General features: G+C 35.4%; 17 protein-coding genes. 10 read left to right on the forward strand and 7 right to left on the reverse strand.

Features of this window, described 5'->3' with window-relative positions:
* Positions 1–152 precede the first annotated feature (152 nt).
* Complete coding sequence (leuC, locus tag ACODR7_RS08695) at positions 153–1,541, reverse strand: 3-isopropylmalate dehydratase large subunit (protein ID WP_488838677.1); 1,389 nt, start codon at positions 1,539–1,541, stop codon at positions 153–155.
* A 30-nt stretch (positions 1,542–1,571) separates the two neighbouring features.
* Entirely contained in the window at positions 1,572–2,735 is a 1,164-nt protein-coding gene (locus ACODR7_RS08700; RefSeq protein WP_488838678.1) for a 2-isopropylmalate synthase, read from the reverse strand.
* 148 nt (positions 2,736–2,883) lie between these two features.
* Here ACODR7_RS08700 and ACODR7_RS08705 point away from each other — a divergent pair, with 148 nt between their 5' ends.
* Positions 2,884–4,428, forward strand: coding sequence for a hypothetical protein (locus tag ACODR7_RS08705; protein ID WP_488838679.1), 1,545 nt, complete (start codon positions 2,884–2,886; stop codon positions 4,426–4,428).
* A gap of 225 nt (positions 4,429–4,653) precedes the next feature.
* Here the strand turns inward: ACODR7_RS08705 and ACODR7_RS08710 are convergent, their stop codons facing one another.
* Together ACODR7_RS08710 and ACODR7_RS08715 are read right to left on the reverse strand one after the other, a co-directional pair.
* On the reverse strand, positions 4,654–5,628 hold the full coding sequence (locus ACODR7_RS08710; RefSeq protein ID WP_488838680.1) for a dipeptidase: 975 nt from the start codon (positions 5,626–5,628) through the stop codon (positions 4,654–4,656).
* A 21-nt stretch (positions 5,629–5,649) separates the two neighbouring features.
* Positions 5,650–6,837, reverse strand: a complete 1,188-nt coding sequence (locus tag ACODR7_RS08715; RefSeq protein WP_488838681.1) for a DUF4932 domain-containing protein — start codon at positions 6,835–6,837, stop codon at positions 5,650–5,652.
* Between the two features lie 92 nt (positions 6,838–6,929).
* Here ACODR7_RS08715 and thrS point away from each other — a divergent pair, with 92 nt between their 5' ends.
* Both thrS and infC read left to right on the forward strand, forming a co-directional pair.
* Positions 6,930–8,849, forward strand: a complete 1,920-nt coding sequence (gene thrS / locus ACODR7_RS08720) for a threonine--tRNA ligase (RefSeq protein ID WP_488838682.1) — start codon at positions 6,930–6,932, stop codon at positions 8,847–8,849.
* 157 nt (positions 8,850–9,006) lie between these two features.
* On the forward strand, positions 9,007–9,507 hold the full coding sequence (gene infC, locus ACODR7_RS08725) for a translation initiation factor IF-3 (RefSeq protein WP_027372223.1): 501 nt from the start codon (positions 9,007–9,009) through the stop codon (positions 9,505–9,507).
* A 143-nt stretch (positions 9,508–9,650) separates the two neighbouring features.
* On the opposite strand, the gene ACODR7_RS08730 is transcribed toward infC, so the two are convergent.
* Complete coding sequence (locus tag ACODR7_RS08730; RefSeq protein WP_488838683.1) at positions 9,651–10,214, reverse strand: hypothetical protein; 564 nt, start codon at positions 10,212–10,214, stop codon at positions 9,651–9,653.
* A gap of 158 nt (positions 10,215–10,372) precedes the next feature.
* Between ACODR7_RS08730 and ACODR7_RS08735 the strand changes: the two genes are divergently transcribed.
* Positions 10,373–11,446 (forward strand): resolvase, encoded by a 1,074-nt coding sequence (locus tag ACODR7_RS08735; protein ID WP_488838684.1) that lies wholly within the window; start codon positions 10,373–10,375, stop codon positions 11,444–11,446.
* Positions 11,447–11,545: 99 nt separating this feature from the next.
* A complete protein-coding gene (locus ACODR7_RS08740; protein WP_488838685.1) occupies positions 11,546–12,112 on the forward strand; it encodes a hypothetical protein in 567 nt (188 codons plus the stop codon).
* Positions 12,113–12,192: 80 nt separating this feature from the next.
* On the opposite strand, the gene ACODR7_RS08745 is transcribed toward ACODR7_RS08740, so the two are convergent.
* Together ACODR7_RS08745 and ACODR7_RS08750 are read right to left on the reverse strand one after the other, a co-directional pair.
* A complete protein-coding gene (locus ACODR7_RS08745) occupies positions 12,193–12,822 on the reverse strand; it encodes a response regulator (RefSeq protein WP_488838686.1) in 630 nt (209 codons plus the stop codon).
* 2 nt (positions 12,823–12,824) lie between these two features.
* On the reverse strand, positions 12,825–15,035 hold the full coding sequence (locus tag ACODR7_RS08750; RefSeq protein WP_488838687.1) for a tetratricopeptide repeat-containing sensor histidine kinase: 2,211 nt from the start codon (positions 15,033–15,035) through the stop codon (positions 12,825–12,827).
* Between the two features lie 1,051 nt (positions 15,036–16,086).
* On the opposite strand from ACODR7_RS08750, the gene ACODR7_RS08755 reads away from it, so the two are divergent.
* From ACODR7_RS08755 to ACODR7_RS08775, 5 genes are all read left to right on the forward strand, one after another.
* Positions 16,087–16,908, forward strand: coding sequence for an alpha/beta fold hydrolase (locus ACODR7_RS08755; protein ID WP_488838688.1), 822 nt, complete (start codon positions 16,087–16,089; stop codon positions 16,906–16,908).
* 229 nt (positions 16,909–17,137) lie between these two features.
* Positions 17,138–17,335, forward strand: coding sequence for a 50S ribosomal protein L35 (gene rpmI / locus ACODR7_RS08760; RefSeq protein ID WP_034694453.1), 198 nt, complete (start codon positions 17,138–17,140; stop codon positions 17,333–17,335).
* Positions 17,336–17,452: 117 nt separating this feature from the next.
* Positions 17,453–17,797, forward strand: a complete 345-nt coding sequence (gene rplT / locus ACODR7_RS08765; RefSeq protein WP_002979659.1) for a 50S ribosomal protein L20 — start codon at positions 17,453–17,455, stop codon at positions 17,795–17,797.
* A 351-nt stretch (positions 17,798–18,148) separates the two neighbouring features.
* Positions 18,149–19,330 carry a M28 family peptidase gene (locus ACODR7_RS08770; RefSeq protein WP_488838689.1) on the forward strand — a complete coding sequence of 394 codons (1,182 nt, stop codon included), beginning with the start codon at positions 18,149–18,151 and terminating at the stop codon, positions 19,328–19,330.
* Between the two features lie 58 nt (positions 19,331–19,388).
* Complete coding sequence (locus ACODR7_RS08775; protein ID WP_488838690.1) at positions 19,389–19,655, forward strand: T9SS type A sorting domain-containing protein; 267 nt, start codon at positions 19,389–19,391, stop codon at positions 19,653–19,655.
* The last annotated feature ends 160 nt before the right edge of the window (positions 19,656–19,815 follow it).

Consider the following 19,815-nt stretch of genomic DNA (forward strand, 5'->3'; position numbering starts at 1 on the left):
AGAATCCACATAAGAAGTTCGCATAAGAATGAAAATCAAAGATTTTCAAAAAAGCTTAAGTGTTCTTTTCATGTAAGTAAATAATAACTTCTTCTTACATTAGCATTGCCTTCTTTTGTGTCTTTGTGGTTAAAACATAATTTAAAATACTTTTAATTTAAACTTTCAAAAGCTGATATCTTACCTTCTATGGCTGCTTTTGCTGCAGTAAGCGGACTGGCAAGAATTGTTCTTGAACCTTGTCCCTGCCTGCCTTCAAAGTTTCTGTTGGAGGTGGAGACACAATATTCTCCTTCCGGGATTTTATCATCATTCATGGCCAGACAAGCTGAACATCCCGGCTGACGGATCTGAAATCCTGCATCACTGAATATTTTATCCAAACCTTCCTCATAAATTTGTTTAACCACCTGTTGAGATCCGGGAACAATCAGTGCTTTTACAGCATCAGATTTACTTTTCCCTTTAATATATTGGGCCGCAGAGCGGAAATCTTCTATTCTTGCATTGGTACAGCTTCCTATGAACACATAGTTAACCTTGATACTGTTAACTGTCTGTCCGGCTTCCAGCCCCATATATTTCAAAGCTTTCTCTTCTGATTCATTTTGCGGTGCCGGAATAACTTCGCGGATTGAAATACCCATTCCCGGATTGGTACCATAAGTAATCATTGGATAAATATCCGAAGCATCAAAGCTGAGTTCTTGATCAAAAACAGCTCCTTCATCTGTTTTCAGAGTTCTCCAATACGCTACTTTTTCATTCCAGTCTTCTCCTTCCGGAGCAAATTTCCTTCCCTTTACGTATTCAAAAGTAGTTTCATCCGGAGCAATCATTCCGCCTCTGGCACCCATTTCAATACTCATGTTGCAGACCGTCATTCTTCCTTCCATTGACATTTCTTCAAATACATTCCCTGCATATTCACAGAAATATCCTGTTCCTCCGTCTGTTCCTATTTTTGAAATGATGTAAAGAATCACATCTTTAGGCTGAACATTTTCATTTAATTTGCCATTGACTGTAATTCTCATTGATTTCGGCTTATTCAGCAATAAACACTGGCTGGCAAATACCTGAGCCACCTGGCTGGTTCCAATCCCAAAGGCAATAGATCCAAATGCGCCATGGGTAGAGGTATGACTGTCACCACATACAATGCTCATTCCCGGCTGGGTAATCCCTAATTCCGGAGCGATAATATGAACAATTCCCTGATATTGATGTCCCAATCCGAAAAGTTCAATATTATTTTTCTTACAGTTTTCCGTAAGCTGTTCTACCTGATTTCTTGAAAGATCATCTTTAATAGGCTGATCCTGATCCAAAGTAGGTACGTTGTGATCTGCAGTGGCTACAATCTGTTCCGGCCTGAAGATTTCCAGATTTCTGGATTCAAGTTCTGCAAAAGCCTGAGGACTGGTTACCTCATGAATAAGATGTTTGTCTATATAAATGATCTGAGGTCCGTCAGGAATGGTTTCTACCACATGGGCGTCCCATACTTTATCAAAAAGTGTCTTTTTACTGTTGTTCATTTTTTACTTTATCTTGATTTTAAATCAAACCTATCCTATTTTTCTGGTGAAAGAATCCATCATAACACTCAGATCATCGTTGTCTATTTCTTTTTTAAGATCAGCGATCTTCAAAAATTCCTGATATAAGTAATCAAGCTCATTCTTAGTTACTTCATAGCCTATATGTTTGAAACGGTAAGCCAATGCTGAACGTCCGCTTCTCGCAGTAAGAATGATTGAAGAGGCATTCACACCTACTTCTGCAGGATCTATGATTTCATATGTTTCCCTGTTTTTAATCACACCATCCTGATGAATTCCTGAGCTGTGAGCAAAGGCATTAGCACCTACAATGGCTTTGTTAGGCTGTACGGACATTCCCATCAGATCAGAAACCATCGCACTCATTTCATTCAGCATTCTGGAATTCACATCGGTATGCAGATTCAAATCCTTATGCTGTTTTAAAATCATGACAACTTCCTCCAATGCTGTGTTGCCAGCTCTTTCTCCTAATCCGTTGATGGTACATTCTATCTGGCGCGCTCCGTTGATTGCTCCTGCAATAGAATTTGCTGTAGCCAGTCCGAGATCATTATGGCAATGACATGAAAGCACTGCTTTTTCAATTCCTTTTACGTTTTCTCTCAGGTACTTTATTTTCTGACCATACTCTTCCGGAAGACAGTATCCTGTGGTATCAGGAATATTCAGTACAGTTGCTCCGGCTTTAATGACCGCTTCACACACTCTTGCCAGATATTCATTATCCGTTCTTCCTGCATCTTCAGCATAAAATTCTACGTCTTCCACATATGTTTTTGCATATCTTACCGCATCAGCTGCCCTTTCAATAATATCTTCTCTTGTGGAGTTGAATTTGTATTTAATATGAGAATCCGAAGTCCCGATTCCTGTGTGGATTCTTGGTTTCTTTGCAAACTTCAGTGCTTCTGCCGCAGTATCAATATCTTTTTTATTGGCTCTTGTGAGTCCGCATACCTTCGCATTTTTCACCAGTTTTGAAATTTCTGAAACAGATTCAAAATCTCCGGGGCTGGAAATTGGAAATCCCGCCTCGATAATATCAATTCCTAACGTATCAAGCCTTTCAGCAATAATCAGTTTTTGTTCCGTATTCAGTTTGCATCCCGGAACCTGCTCCCCATCTCTCAGTGTCGTGTCAAAAATTTCAATTTTTTCGGAATTCATAAGTGAAGTTTTTTACTTAATTTTGGCTCAAAACTACAGCTTGCGTTATTTTTTCATTTTCACTTTTTCTGAAAATTACAATATTCAATAGCTTAGAAAACAATTGTATTTATTTATTAATCAGTAATTTAATTCCCAAAAATTTACAATGGCAGAATTGCAGAAAGATTTTTTGTTTGTATTGGTAAAGTCATTGACGACCTCTGAAAAAAGACAGTTTAAACTCTACGTAAACCGGCTCGGAATTAACGTAGATGCCAAATTTCTGCTGTTATTTTCTGAGATGGACAAAATGAAAGAATACGATGAAAGTATTATTATTGAGAAAAAAATATCTACAAAACAACAGCTTTCCAACCTTAAAGCCCATCTTTACAAACAGATTCTTGTAAGTCTCCGTATGAACCCGAGTCATCAGAACTACAGAATCCAGCTTCGTGAACAGTTGGATTTCGCCAACATTCTGTATCAGAAAGGGCTTTATAAACAGGCTTTAAAAATATTAGACAAGACCAAGCAGACGGCACTGGAACTGGATGAAAAAAGTATTGCATCGGAGATCATAGACCTTGAAAAAGTAATTGAATCACAATTTATTACACGAAGTATTGAAGGCCGTGCGGAAGAGCTTATCAAACAGTCCCGGGAGATCAGTAAACAAAACCGTTATACCACAAAATTATCTAATCTTTCTCTGAAATTATACAGCGAAATGCTTACCCATGGTTATGTAAAAAACGATGCAGACCGACAGGAAGTGATGGATATCTTTAATGCTGAGATTAAAAATATTAACCCTGAGAAACTGAATTTCACAGAAAAATTATGGTATTACAAAGCCCATGTCTGGAAAAACCAGCTCTTACAGGATTATAAATACACCTTAAAATATGCCTATCAGTGGGTAGATCTTTTTCATAAAAAGCCTGAAATGATCTACAGCCATCCTGTTTGGTATATCAAGGGGAATACTTATTTGCTGAAAATCCTGTTTTTATATGGAAATATTGATATTCTGGAAGAGCATTTTCAGAATTTCAATACAATGGTACATACGGAGAATTTTGTTCAGAATGAAAATCTCCAGTCTCTTATTTTCCTTACCCATTACAATACCCTTATGAATATTCACTTTGTAAAGGGAGAATTTTTTACAGGAACCAAGCTTATTCCTGAAGTGGAATTAAAAATGGAAAAACTCAGAGAAAGGATTGATGAACACCATTTTATGATTCTCTACCTTAAAATGGCAGCCATGTGCTTCGGCAGCAAAATGTTTGAAAAATCCATTGGATATTCCATGAGGGTCATCGAATCCAAAGGAAATGTGCAGGAAGACCTGTTGTTCCATACCCGGATTCTGATCTTAATGGCAAAATATGAGTCTGGTAATGATGAAGATTATGATGAATTTATTGCTTCTACTTTGAAGTTTGCTAAGAAAATGAAGAAGCCGGAAGAATTCCATTTTGAAAGCATTCAGTTCTTCAAGAACCTTAATAATCAGGTACCGGATCAGAGACAGAAAGCATTTGAAAGTTTTGATAAAAAGCTGGAAGAGTTTTCCAACAATGAGTATTACCGACGCTCCTTATTCTATATTGATATCCATGGATGGATCAAATCTAAAGTTCAGCATGTGGATGTGATTGAGATTATCAAGCATAAAGTAAAGTACAAAAGAAAACATTAAATAATAATGTGTAAAATTCTATTTTACAATATTTTAAAATAATTTATTTCATGTAAAATAAAACACAAAAACTGTTTTGTTTTTAATATAGTCTCACAGACTTAGGTATTAACAGGTCGCTCCTACGGAGCTTTATCTCTATGGGGATTTTTTTCTACCAACAGTAGATCCCGATGGGAGCGACCTGTTTAATTATGCTTTGATTTAATCAGACAGAAATGTTTTTTATTGATACATATTCTCTATGAAATCCAATGCATTTTTATGACTGATCTTTTCTACCAATTCTGAAGAGAAGCGCTTTTCAATTTCTTTATTGATGGCATTAAAAACGGATGCATCATCATATCCTTCGAAGAAAATAGGATATCGGGATTTATCCGGGTGGTTTTTCCAAAAGAAAAAATCAGCTCCATATGCAATTGCATCTTCTGCTCCTAAATCAAGACCGTACTGAATATGTTCATACAACATTTCCGGGTTGGTATCATCAACACAATTGCGGATAAAGTTGAGTCCTATTAACCCTTTTCTTTTAATGACTTCTTTTGCCAGTTCATCAGGAAGATTTCTTTTTTTGTCGTGGACCTGTCTATAGTTAGAATGACTTGCTAAAACAGGAATCTTATAATTTCTCTGATCGATATAATTAAGAATTCCATAAGCAAGCTGATCACTGGTATGAGCCAGATCAATAGCAATATTTTTTTCTGAAAAATAGTCAAGCAGGACTTTTCCGTCATCTTTCAGTCCGACTTCAGAATTGTTTCCTCCTCCAAATCGGTTTTCAGTATGATGGGTTATTCCAAGATAAAGAACTTTCTGTGTTTTTTCAATGATCGCTTCCAAATTTTTAAAGCCAGCATCCAGGGTATCATTTTCACCACAAAAGCCAGATGCATTTTCAATGGAAGCAATAACCCCTACCTTATCTGTGTTCTCAGGATTCTTATAGTTGTCACCATCAAATAAGAAAAAGCTTTCATTTTGAAGGAGATCTGAAAATATTTCGCTCTGCTTTGCTCCATAAACAGTGCTATTTTCATCTGTTGCTGAGTATATAGCCATCACCTGAAGCTTTACATTTCCTTCCTGTAAATATGGAAGTGAACAGCCAAGCTCTTTGTCATCTGTTAATGACCCCGGCCGCAGTAAATAGCATAATAAATCGCAATGCAGATCAATATTAATAGGATTCATATTATTGTAATTTTAAAGTTTTTATTTCTTTTCTTTTTTAAGTTCATCATTGATAAATTCTACAGAACTGTTTTCAAAAGCTTCAAGCAGTCTAGGCACGAAATCTCCGAATGTTTTATATTTTTTTCTGTTAGAATTGTATTCTTTTAATTTTTCTTCTAATAGGGGTATAAAAATGAAATTATTTTTCAAATGATATTCCTGAAGTCTTTTTACTCTTTCTTCATCTTTCTGAATTCTGGCAGTTTCAATCTCACCCAATCTCACCAGATGTTCCGCAACACAGGTTTGATAATCCCCATAACCTCCTGTTTTAATCATCACTTCTTTTAATTTTGACTTTTCAAATAAATCTTTAAACCTGGCTAGCTGATCTTTATTTTTATATATTTCTTTATTCACAAAAGAGTGTCCGAATTCATGAACACTTAAAAAACGTGCCTGAAACTGATTGTCATAGCCAAATTCTGCAGGTTTCTGTACTCTCACGAACGGACTTGCAATCTCATAAATATTTTTTGCTCCTGATTTCAAAACGACTTCTGCAGCAATTCCTCTTCCTTCATTATCTTCAATAGGCCACATCATCATAGGAGAAATAATAATGGTATAGGCATTAAAGCTTTCGCCATAAAACCGCTCCATAGCAGCCGTAAATCCGGCAGGAATCTGTTTGTTGTATTCCTCTATCCCACCATTATAGAAGCTTTCATTCTCTTTAAAAAACTGCCCTATATTCTCCTGAATATAGAATCTTGAAAGATCAGAAATATAATTTTTAATTAAATCTGTAGCTTCTTTATTTTGTTCCCTGGTCAGATTATTGTTTTCAAAATGATAATCATTGAGCCAGTCTACTGCCGGAAATTCCTTATGATACATAAGAGGTTTCATGAGGACATCATTTCCGGAACCATATTTTTCCATTAAAATATCATTCAGTTCTGCTGTAGAAACAGCAATTTTTGAATTCTTCAGCCGGCTATATTTCTGTAAAGCTTTTTTTACAACAGGCTGGTAAACAGAGCACTCTTTTATCTTATAAAGTTCAAAGTCTTTATTGTTCCTTCTATGCTCTGCGGAAAGAATTTCTGCAAGAAAATAGGTTTCAATATTTTTGTTATAAGTAACAGAAAATGGAGTGTTTTTTTTCTGTGAAAAGCTACAAACTGAACTCAGTAATAGAAATACAACCAGTATCTTTTTCATTTTAAATATTAATTCTCATTCTAATTATAGGCTAATATAGTATTTTATCTAAAAATTCCGTATTTTTGCCTCTTAAAATTTCTTAGTAAACAATGATAAAAATTACACTTCCAGACAATAGTGTCAAAGAATTCGAGGGAGCAGTGACTCCTCTAGATGTGGCAAAATCTATAAGCGAGGGATTGGCTAGAAACACCATTTCCGCAATTGTTAATGACAAACAAGTAGAAACGACCACACCTATAACCACGGATTCTACGGTACAGCTTTTGACCTGGAATGATGATCTTGGAAAGAAGGCTTTCTGGCACTCTTCTGCCCACCTTCTGGCGCAGGCAATCCTTGAGTTTTATCCTGATGCTAAGTTGACCATCGGTCCTGCAATTGAAAGCGGATTCTACTATGATGTAGATTTCGGGGATGAAAGCTTATCTGAAAAAGATTTTGAAAAGATTGAGAAAAAGATCTTAGAAAATGCAAAGAAAGGTTCTACCTTCTCTTTGTATCCGGTTTCCAAAGAAGATGCTTTAAAAACGTATGCAGACAATCCTTACAAAGTGGAACTGATCTCTAATCTTAATGATGGAGAAATCACTTTTGTAACACACGATAACTTCACAGATTTATGTCGTGGCGGTCACATTCCAAATACAGGAATCGTAAAAGCGGTTAAAATATTAAATGCTGCAGGAGCTTATTGGAGAGGAAATGAAAAAAATCCTCAATTGACAAGAGTATATGGTATTTCTTTCCCTAAGCAGAAAGATCTTACTGAATATCTTGAAAGACTGGAAGAAGCTAAAAGAAGAGACCACAGAAAACTAGGTAAAGAACTTGGAATTTTCGCATTTTCTGAAAAAGTAGGTGCCGGGTTACCACTTTGGCTGCCAAAAGGTACTGCTTTAAGAAGAAAACTGGAAAATTTCCTTTCTGATGCCCAGAAAAAAGGAGGTTACGAATTTGTAATGTCTCCACACATCGGGGCAAAAGAATTATATGTAACTTCAGGACACTGGGATAAATACGGAGAAGACAGCTTCCAGCCGATTAAAACTCCGAATGAAGGAGAAGAATTCCTGCTAAAGCCAATGAACTGTCCTCACCACTGTGAAATTTACAAAACTTCACAATGGAGCTACAGAGATTTGCCTAAGAGATATGCAGAATTCGGGACTGTTTACAGATATGAGCAAAGTGGAGAACTTCACGGATTAACGAGAGTTCGTGGATTTACTCAGGATGATGCTCACCTTTTCTGTACTCCGGATCAGCTTTCTGAAGAATTTGAAAAAGTAATTGATTTAACGCTTTATGTATTCAAATCTTTAGGTTTTGAAGATTTTGTAACTCAGGTTTCATTAAGAGATCCTGAAAACAAGCAAAAGTACATTGGTTCTGATGAGAATTGGGAGAAAGCAGAAAGTGCAATCATCAATGCAGCTCAAAAGAAAGGTTTAAAAACAGTAATAGAATATGGAGAAGCTGCATTCTACGGTCCTAAGCTTGACTTCATGGTGAAAGATGCTTTAGGAAGAAAATGGCAGCTTGGAACCATCCAGGTGGATTATAACCTTCCGGAAAGATTCGATCTTCATTATATCGGAAATGATAATGAAAAGCACAGACCCGTGATGATCCACAGAGCACCATTCGGTTCTATGGAGCGTTTTATTGCTATTTTGCTGGAGAATACTGCAGGTGATTTCCCACTATGGCTAAGCCCGGATCAGTTTATTATTCTACCGATCAGTGAAAAATATGTAGATTATTCAAAAAAAGTTTCACAATTTTTGGAAAATCACGATATTAGCGGTCAGATTGATGACAGAAATGAGAAGACCGGTAAAAAGATCCGTGATGCTGAATTGAATAAAATTCCTTTTATGCTTGTCGTAGGAGAAAATGAAGAAAAAGAAGGCACGATCTCTGTAAGAAGACGCGGAGAAGGAGATCTTGGAGTGATGAAGATGGAAGATTTTGTAGCTTACTTCAAAAAAGAAGCAGCAATATAAATTAAAGATTGAAGGATTCAAAGATTAAAAAAATTAACAGAATCTTTAAAATTTGAATCAATTAAATTAAGTAATTAACCAATAAAATTATAATACAATAGCACAAAGATTTAACAACAGGGGCCCACAAAGACGTCCGGTACAAGAGGACTTACACTTGATCAACGATAAAATTCGTGTGAGAGAGCTTCGTTTGGTGGGCGATAACGTAGAGCCAGGAATTTATCCAATTGACAAAGCAAGACAGATTGCTGCGGAACAGGAATTGGATTTAGTAGTAATTTCTGACAAGGCAGAACCTTTTATTGCAAGAGTATTGGAATATAAGAAATTCTTATACGAGCAAAAGAAAAAACAGAAGGAACTTAAAGCTAAGCAGGTAAAAGTGGTTGTAAAAGAGATCCGTTTCGGACCTCAGACTGATGATCACGATTATGAATTCAAAAAGAAGCATGCTGAAAAATTTCTTGAAGAAGGTTCTAAATTAAAAACCTACGTTTTTTTTAAAGGACGTTCGATTATCTTTAAAGACCAGGGAGAAATCTTGCTTTTAAAACTTGCTCAGGAATTAGAGCACGTGGGAAAAGTAGACCAGCTTCCTAAACTTGAAGGAAAAAGGATGATTATGATGATGAGTCCTAAAAAACCAGCAAAATAATTAAGTCATTATTTTACATATAAACCTCAAAGCAATTTGAGGTTTTTTATTGCCGGATTTCAGAAAACTTAAGATTGTTGATCCGGACTACTCTATCATCCGGATCAATGATCCAACTTTTATAAAAGGTTTATACAATCTTACTAACCTTCAAAATCACCGCAATCGTGCTCTGTAAAAAGGGGTAAAGCTTTTTGCGTGGTAAAATATCTGGATATCCTTTTGTTTTTTAATTCCGGTTTTTTGCCTTCTATCACGAGTTCGTAAACGGGCGCTTTATCTATCTGGATTAAAATATAGGTTCTTTCCGGTGTCTTCAAGATGGTTTTGTTTCCTTCATTAGAGTATGAAAAATCATCAGTTTCGAAAGTATCTTTTTCATCACAGACATTGGTCCATCTGATCTGCTTTTTTGTTATAGAAAGGCTTGCCAAGTCACATGAATAACAGTTTCCGGAGAACTCTATCCCATATTTATCATGTACATTAGTGCTTTTACTATTCAACACATCAATAGGAACTAACGTTGAAAAATCATCTGGTATTTCTACGGGTTCCGGATCGTTCTTCACAGGTTTCGGTTTAGATGCTGCAACTTCTTTTAGAGTATCCTGAGAGGTATTTGTTACTGCTTTTTTGTCTGCAGAAGGTGAACAGGATGCTAATAAAGCAGTCATCACTGAAAGGCTGATTATTAAGTTTTTCATTTTATAAAGTAAATTATAATATTGGGGTTATCGTTTTGTAAAATTCTCCAAAATCCATCGTTCAATACATCCCCGTTTTCAGCCATTTATTCCCTGTATCAGGGAGTTTTGTTGGCTACTGGCCTTAATACTGATACATTTGCTCAAAAATATAAAAAATGAAAGTCTTCAACCAGCTCTTCATATCATCTATGATTTTTCTTACAGGATGCAAACAGGAGAATAAAAAATCAGAAACTAACAAAACACAAACTGAGGTTAAGCAGAAAACAATAACCCTTGCTGATTTCAATAAAATAAAAGGGGTGGATAATATTCAGGAGGTACCGTTTCAATTATTTACAAAGCTTGATTCTGTACAGTTTTTTGTAACACCTGGTAAAGATGCCGCTCATTTGAAAATGCCTTACAATAAACTTGATAATTATTATGGATTTGAAGAGTTTGAGGACTTCTATTCTATTCACTACAGCATTAATAATGACATTTCAAATAGTATTGAAGCTTTTGTTCTGAAGTCGGAATTCACACCAGCATACGAACTTACTTTAAAGGGGGTTGATCTTTATGAGATCAGAAGCAGTACCTTTAAGGAATCGAGTGATTTTAAGAATAAATCTTTCAAAAAATTTGGGAGTATTGATGAAATATCAGAACATGAATTTAATTCAAGCTCAAAAAAGCAAATGGGTGAAAAGCTGGTAAAAAATCCCAGTATACAACTGCAGGCAGATAACTGGGTATACAAAGAAAATGGCAGAGAAGAAGTGATTACACAACATGAAAGCGTCTCTACGGAGACCGGACCGTTAGCCAATGAATATGTAGGAAGGTCATCTTACTTAAATCTGGAAGTATTCAAAGAAAATTCTGATGAAGTTGTAGATTCCTATTATTCTTTTTTCAGTGTAAAAAATGCAGTGATGTTTGAGCTGAGTACCGAAGGCTACCCACAAATTCTTCCTTCTAAAGGCTGGGTTACCTTTGTTTCATCCCATAATGATGTGGGGAGTAATTTTGTCATTTCTAAATACTTTCCTCAAACCAAAAAACAGGACAATCTTTTATATGTGAATTTCACCAACTTCAAAATAGCAGATGATAAAAAAGCATTCTGGACAGATAATGATACTTTCTACGCAGAAGTTTACCCTCTTAATTCTGCTTCATCCAATGGTAAAAAACAGAAAACGGCTTATATAAAAATCCAGTTGAAAGCTAATTTATTTTAAAAAAGAATAGTTGAGAATACAATTAAAAACCCCTGAAATCAGCCAGTGTATATGGGGATAAAGTCCAATATCTTTGCTGCAATTATTTAAAGAGATACAATGAAAAAATTAAGTTTGACCCTTCTTTTTTGTTTGCTAAGTTTTATGGCTTTCTCACAATCGTTAAAAGTTGTTATTAAACAGGATGGAAAAGTAATTGAACCCGTGAATGATGTTTATGAACTGAAAAAATCTCCTTTTTTGTTTGAAATTACGTCTGCCAATCTGGAAGGATTTCTAGTGGGTGCCACAACAAATAAAGACATCTACGCAGGAGCTTTGGGCGTCTTGAATACTGAAGTTCAATGGTTCCAGAATACAGGTATGGCCGAAGAGCTTTATAACAAGGATAAAGAAATGTTTCTGATGGATTCTGCGCCTTCATACTGGTATTATACAGATGCAAAAGATCACAGATTTGATAAAAATCCTAAAGGCAATGCTAAGCAATGGACCGCTACCCGTACGATTACAAGGTTTTATGATATTATGGCAGATCAACCCATCAATGTAAAAGATTTTGACGGCAGCGTTTTTATGCTGATGTACCAGCCGGTTTATAATGATGAATATGATTTAGTAGACAAAAAAAACCTGTTTCAGGCTGCGTTGAAATTCAAGGATTAGCCATACACACCCAAATTATTTGATTATATAAGAAAAAGGCTGCTCACATCATGTAAGCAGCCTTTTTCCGGATGACTATTTTATTCGATAATCAAGCCGTATTCTATGGCTAATTTTATAGCTGAACTCAGGTTGGATGTCTGAAATTTTTCAATAAGATTTTTTCTGTGGCTTTCTACCGTGTGCGGACTTATAAAAAGTTTTTCTGCCATTTGATTGGTGGTGAGTCCCTTCGCTGCTTCACCCAGAATTTCCTTTTCTCTTCGGGTTAATTTTGGAACCCGGTTCAGTCCGTCTGTTGATTTTTTATCCAGAACAGCCTTGGTTTGAGAGCATAAAAACCTGTTACCGGCATATACGGTGGTGATTCCTTCCAGGATTTCGGAAACCGAAGCATTTTTTTGAATGTATCCCAGAGCACCTTCTGCCAGAGTACTGTTGATGACGGGCATTTCATTGTGAACGCTCAGGATAATAATCTGAAGGCTGCTGTACTTTTTCTTTAATGGTTTGATGAGTTCAATGCTGTTGGTTTCTGCCAGATTGATGTCCAGAAGCAAAATGTCAACCTCTTGTTTTGCAAGACCTGCATTCATTTCTGAGACGTTTTTGAAACAATCTACCACATCTATTGTTTCACTATGTCCTAAAATATTCTTAAGTCCTTCCAATAGAAGCGGATGATCGTCTGTTATGGCTACTTTTATCATGTTTAATTAATAGGGATTTGAAGTTCTATACTTGTACCAATATTTAATTCGGAGGTAATATTCATGGTTCCTTTTAAAAACTGGACTCTAAGTTCAATGTTATGAAAACCTGCTGTTTTTCTAACGTCTAAGCCTGTATGATCAAAGCCTTTACCATTATCCTCTACGGTAAGGTTTAACAGATTTTCTCCTTCGCTTATCTGAATAATAATTTCGGAAGTATCAGCATGTTTTATAGCATTATTAACCAATTCCTGAATAATCCTATAAATAATCAATTGCTTTTCCTTCGCTATGGAATTGCTGTAATTGATAAACTCAGTATGGATTTCCAGGGCATAATTGGAAATTCGGGAAGCAAACTCCTGAATAGCCACTTCCAGACCGTATTTTGTTAATAAATCAGGCATTAAGTTATGCGCCACGCGTCTCAGCTCTTCTACAGCATCATCTATTTGTTCAATTGATTTTGAAATTCCTTCTTCTATATTTTCGGATTGATGAGGATTTAAATAAGACAGTTGATGTTTCGTTCCGGAAAGCAAGCCTCCCAATCCGTCATGGAGATCACGGGCGAGACGGCCACGCTCCTGCTCCTGCCCCTCCAGCAAGGCTGTAAGGGTAGAAATTTTCGAATTTTGTTTCTCTTGTTCCATGGCTAAAGCATGCAATTCATCTCTTCGCTTAATAGACTTGGCACGCTGTTTATAGGCATACAACAATAAGAGGATCAAAACAATGAAGAATACAATAAAAAAGATATAGTATGTATTAATCTTTTCTTTAAATGCCAACAGCTTTTTGTAGTTGTGGATATCATTATTTTTCTGTTGAGTTTCCAGTTTTGCCAGACGAAGCTGCTGTTCTTTTTTTTCGGACTCAAGTTCTGAAAATTTTAGTCGCTCCCTCTGGTTTTCTTCCACCAGTTTCAAGTTGTTGTAAACCTGTTCACGCTGTGCGCGCAAAATATTGATCAGTTTAATTTCCTGTGCTTTCTTGTCACTTTCAAGCTGTAGCTTGATGTATTTCTGTTCCTGCCGTTCTTTATCAAACTGAGATTCTAATCTTTTGGTAATATCCAGCTTTTCCTGATCGTAAACATTTTTGTATTGATCAACATAACTTTTATAATAGGTCAGGGCTTCTTTATAATTCCCCTGCTCTTCGCTGATCCTTGATAAAGATTCAAGAATGGATAATTCTATATTATGATCTCTCACCGAACTTTTTCCAATTTCCATGGAAGCTTTCAAAAAATAAGATTTGGCTAAATCATAGTTTTTATCCTGCAATGCAAGCTCTGCCAAAATTCCGAATGAAGAAGCAATATGAATAGGATCACCAATTTCCAGACTCACTGTATTGGCTAAATTTGCATATTGTATGGCCTTATCTCTGTCAAACCCGGTGTACAAATTCGCCAGATTGATGGCGGCATACGATAGGCTGCTCCTGTTGAGCATCACATTTTTATTTTTATTGAAAGTAGCAATAGCCTGTAAATAATATTGTTCAGCCTTATTTCTAAACTCCGTATCAGATGGGGTTTGGGTGTATTTTTGTTCATACACATAACCCATTCGCATATACGCATCAAAGGTAAGGTTTGGATCATTTTGTTTGGATGCCAACAATAAGAACTGCTTGCTGTATTTTTCTTCCAGCTGGTATTCATTGAGGTTAGAATAGATAGCTGACAGCTCTTTCGCTGCGTTGCCAAACCTTCCATACAATGTGGAAGTGGTTGGCGAGTTTTCATAATATTCAATCGCTTTTAAATAAGCAGCAACGGCTTCGGTCGTTTTATTATTACGTGCCAGAATCCAGCCTTTGGCATAGTAAAAGTAGCCTTTAGCTTCATTACTGTTTGTTTTTAAACTGTATCCTTTCGCCATATCAAGGCTTTTAAAAGATTCATGTGTTTTATTCTCAAGACGATAATTCATAGCCTGCACCGCATACAAAATTGCAGCATACTTCCCATCGCTCTGTTTTGCAGCGATGGAAATATTGATATTTAAAATCTGATACGATTTAGGTTTATGGTTATGGAAAAATAAAGCAGTGGCATACTTGGGAGCCAGATTCAGCTGCTCCGCTGTATTGTTTGAAGCATGGTTATATTCTCTTTCTAATCTGTTCAGAACATCCTGTGCCTGAGCAAAAAAAGGACAAACCAACAAAGAAAACGTGAATAATAACCTGTAAATCAAACCCTTATCTCTATAAAATTTTACTGCATTTAAGAATGTAAATATAAGTAAAATACCTGCTAATCGATTTTAGCTTGTATTCTTACCCCGAAAAATAATTTATATCTGTGCTTGATGTTGGATTCACATTTTTATTGCAAAATAATTTTCTCATACTACTTTTACAGCTTCTTCCTCACTCCATTTTATTTGGCTAGTGTTTTTACCCATAGTTTTTTAGTGTTTATTCGAAATAAGGATTTATCGTTAAATCGGGTGTGAAAAAGAAAGCTATAAAAGTTATAAATGAAAGATTTTAATCGTTTTATCTTTAGTGAATTTTGAGTCAAAGATAAAAATAGAACTGGTACAAAAACATCCCTGATAACAGGGGTTTTTAGTTTCCTTTTTTTTAGGATATACCGCATCATATGTTCTTTTAAGGCATATAGACTTCAGCCTGTTCAAATAGTATCATGTAACAATAGAATGCGGTTAAGACTACTCCGACAAGACCCGAAATAATAAATGTAAGAAGATAATACGTATCATTCTTATCCTTTTTTTGTAGAAAATTGATAATAAAAGTAATCAATGTGCACAAAAATCCAACTCCCAAAAATATAATTAAGACAGCAAGGAATAAGACTCTTTCAAGCTGTAAATCTGCAGATGAAAGCATAATGATTTTAATTTATAGGTTGAAATAAATTCAGAAGTCTGGCAGCTGAAGAAATCATCAGGCATAACTGAATTGTATGTATTACATTAATCTTCAATATTAGAGAGAATCTGAAAATACAGCAATTCCGATTATCAGCTATATTTGACAACATACAGAGTTTTTTCAAAGACCATGTAAAACTTATTTTGATCTTTTTTATGGGAGTTCTTCATAATATAAAGATTTTCAGCATATTTCAGTTTTAAAAACAGTATTTATATATCATTATTGTTCATAATTTTTTAATGAATTATTATCTTAGATCAAGATATTGTGAATATTTTCTATCTACATTTGTGATTATAAAAAATCAAATACACTTTTATTAATTATTAAAAAAAAGAAACAATGAGCACACTTACATTAAAAGACGGAACAGAAATTTATTACAAAGATTGGGGAAAAGGACAGCCGGTTTTCTTTCATCACGGATGGCCATTATCCAGTGATGACTGGGATGCACAAATGTTCTTCTTCTTAGAACAGGGGTACAGAGTAATTGCTCATGACAGAAGAGGGCACGGAAGGTCTGAACAGACTCCTTACGGACATGATATGGATACGTATGCTTCTGACGTAGCAGAAATTGTAGAAGCTTTAGACTTAAAAGATGTGATCCATGTAGGACATTCTACAGGTGGTGGTGAAGTTATCCGATATGTAGCGAAGCATGGTAACGGAAGAGTTGCAAAAGCTGTTCTTGTAAGCGCAGTAACTCCTATTATGGTTCAGAATGAGAATAATCCTAATGGAGTTCCAATTTCTGTTTTTGATGATATCCGAAACAATACGGCAAAACACAGACAACAATTCTTCATTGATATTACCTTCCCTTTCTACGGATACAACAGAGAAGGAGCCAAAGTTTCTGAAGGAATTCAGAGAAACTGGTGGAGACAGGGAATGAGCGGTTCTATTAAAGCACATTATGATTGTGTAAAAGCATTTTCTGAGACCGATTTTACAGAAGACCTTAAGAGCGTAGAAGTACCGGTATTGGTAATGCATGGTGAAGATGATCAGATTGTCCCTTTTGAAACCACAGGTAAAATAGCTGCTACTCTTCTTAAAAACGGGAAATTGATTTCCTATCCCGGATTCCCTCACGGAATGCCGACAACAGAAGCAGAAACAATCAACAAAGATCTTCTGGAGTTTTTCAAATCCTAAATTTACAGATATCAGATCAATTCTATTAAAAAATTACTGATAAAAGGCAGACCTGTTTGTATGCAGGTTTGCCTTTTCCTTTTTAGTGTTATTATTACCTCTGTTCATGCTTATTAAAAAAACTTTCGTGTATCACTTTTTTTCCGTACTTTTGCACACTATTATTCCTAATGTCTTTAGGAGTAGCCAAAACAGATATTGATAACAAAAACAATAAAAAAGCAAAACAATGCCAAAATTAAAAACGAAATCAGGTGCTAAGAAACGTTTTGCTCTTACCGGAACAGGTAAGATCAAAAGAAAAAACGCTTACAAAAGCCACATCTTAACTAAGAAAGAAACTAAGCAGAAGAGAAATCTTACGTCTACTTCTTACGTAGCTAAAGTGGATGAGAAAAGCGTTCAACGTCAATTAGCAATTAAGTAGTTTTTATAAATCTATATTCGGTTTATAAGAATTCAAACAAATTCACAATTTTAACCCTGAAACGGTGCCAATAAGAGCAGTAACCCTGCCGCCCTTTTCAAAAAAACAATTTAAATTATGCCAAGATCAGTAAATGCCGTAGCTTCAAGAGCTCGCAGAAAGAAAATTTTTAAGCACGCTAAAGGTTATTTCGGAAGAAGAAAGAACGTTTGGACTGTAGCTAAAAACGCGGTAGAAAAAGCAATGCAATATGCTTACCGTGGTAGAAAAGAGAAAAAGAGAAATTTCAGAGCACTTTGGATCACTCGTATCAACGCGGGAACCAGAGAGCACGGAATGTCTTACTCTCAATTTATGGGAGCTCTTAAAAAGAACAACATCGAACTTAACAGAAAAGTTTTAGCAGATTTAGCAATGAATCACCCTGAAGCTTTCAAAGCTGTTGTAGATCAAGTAAAATAATGTAGAATAGATTTTGTTATCAATATAAGTCCCGGGTTTTCCCGGGATTTTTTTGTTATATACTTTTTCATCTTTATTACCTTTCAAATCCTATTGTAATTGCTATATTAACAGTAAACCTTATTATACGAAACTGATAAAACATGAATTTCCTATTAAAAACTATCCATAATAAAGAAAAATTTACCTATATTTTATTCATTTATCGAGTTTTAATCTAAAGCAGCAATAAATTCAACAAAAGACACATTATTATTAATAAATCAAGCAAATAAGTACTATTCCAGTTTAAAATTAACAATAGATGATGATTTATTGCTATATTAGCAATCTCTAAAGAAAGTATCAAAAATGAAAAAAGTTGCCGCTTTTTTGCTCACTTCCATTGCACTGCAAAATATGAGTGCGCAAAGTTTTATTCAGGCTTACAAGGACAGAGCAGATATGGTTACCCAAACCAATATTAGTACAAACCTTCAGGAATTTGCAGGATTTGGGATTAAGAAAACAGGTACAACAGCCAATAACAATGCTCTGGGATGGCTTAAAAACAAATATCTGTCCTACGGATATACCGTAAGTAACATGTCTGAAGATTCTTTTACTTACGGAAGCAGCACTTCAAAAAATTTAATTATTACCAAGACCGGAACTGTATATCCTAACAAATATGTTATTATCTGCGGGCATTATGATACAATTGTAGGTCCCGGAGTAAGTGACAACGGCAGCGGAACTTCCATTATCCTGGAAGCAGCAAGAATATTGAAAAACGTTCCTACAGAATATTCTATCAAGTTTATTCATTTTTCCGGGGAAGAACAGGGCCTTGTGGGAAGTACTCATTATGTCAATAATGTAGCTTATCAGAATGGCAGTCAGGTTCTGGATATAAAACTGGTTTTAAATATTGATCAGGTAGGCGGACTTATCGGAAATAACAACAATACCATTACCTGCGAAAGAGATACCGGTGGTATATCTTCCAATAATGCAGCTTCTACAGCTGTAACACAGGAACTGATGAACTGCACTACCCTTTACTCTCCTCTTCAGACGAATCTTTCTTACGCTTACAGTTCTGATTATATGCCTTTTGAAGCAAAAGGATACACCATTACAGGTTACTACGAGTATCTGAGAAGTGAAAACGAGCATACGACAAGTGATACTTTTGCCAATCTGGATCCTGTCTATGTTTTCAATGTAGGAAAAGCAGCTGTAGGAGCTTTACAGCATTTTGCTGTTGCATCCACAGCCAGTAACCTGCTAAATACCAACGAAGCATCTGTACATAAATCTGGTGAAACAATCAGGGTTTATCCTAATCCGGCTAAAGATCTTGTAACTGTGGAATTTCAGGAAAAAGTAAAACAATTTAAAGTTGAAGTCAATGACATGGCAGGCAATACTGTTTTAACGCTTGAAAATCAGGAGAAAATAAATACTTCAGGATTAACAAACGGGCTGTATACTTTTACCATTACAACCGATAAAGGAAGTACCACAAAAAAAATAATCATTAATAAATAATATCAGGTAGAATATTCTGAATCTGGTTTATATTAAGGAATATTCAGCTACCGGCACATTGGGAACACATGAAGCATCTGGAAAAAATACGTTAGAAAGTGTAAAAATCTATCCAAATCCAGCAAAAGATGTGATCAATATTGAACTTCCGGAATTCAGGATTAAAAACTTCACTTTTGAAATTACGGATTTTCAGGGACGTTCTATTTTCAAGAGAAACAATGAAACAAAAATTAATGCTTCAGAACTGGAAAGCGGAGCTTATATCGGAATTTTAAAAACTGGAGATCAAAAAGTTGTAAGAAAAGTTATGATTGAGAGATAACACGATTTAGAAACCTCTCTAATACATAAAACCTTTGAAACAATTCAAAGGTTTTTACTTTTAGCCCAATTGCAAGATTCACAAAAGTTTCACAAAATCTAATATGACATTCATAATAAATATAATATTAATTTAAATTATTAAACACTTCGTTGTGATT

The sequence above is a fragment of the Chryseobacterium sp. FG46 genome (assembly GCF_057809135.1).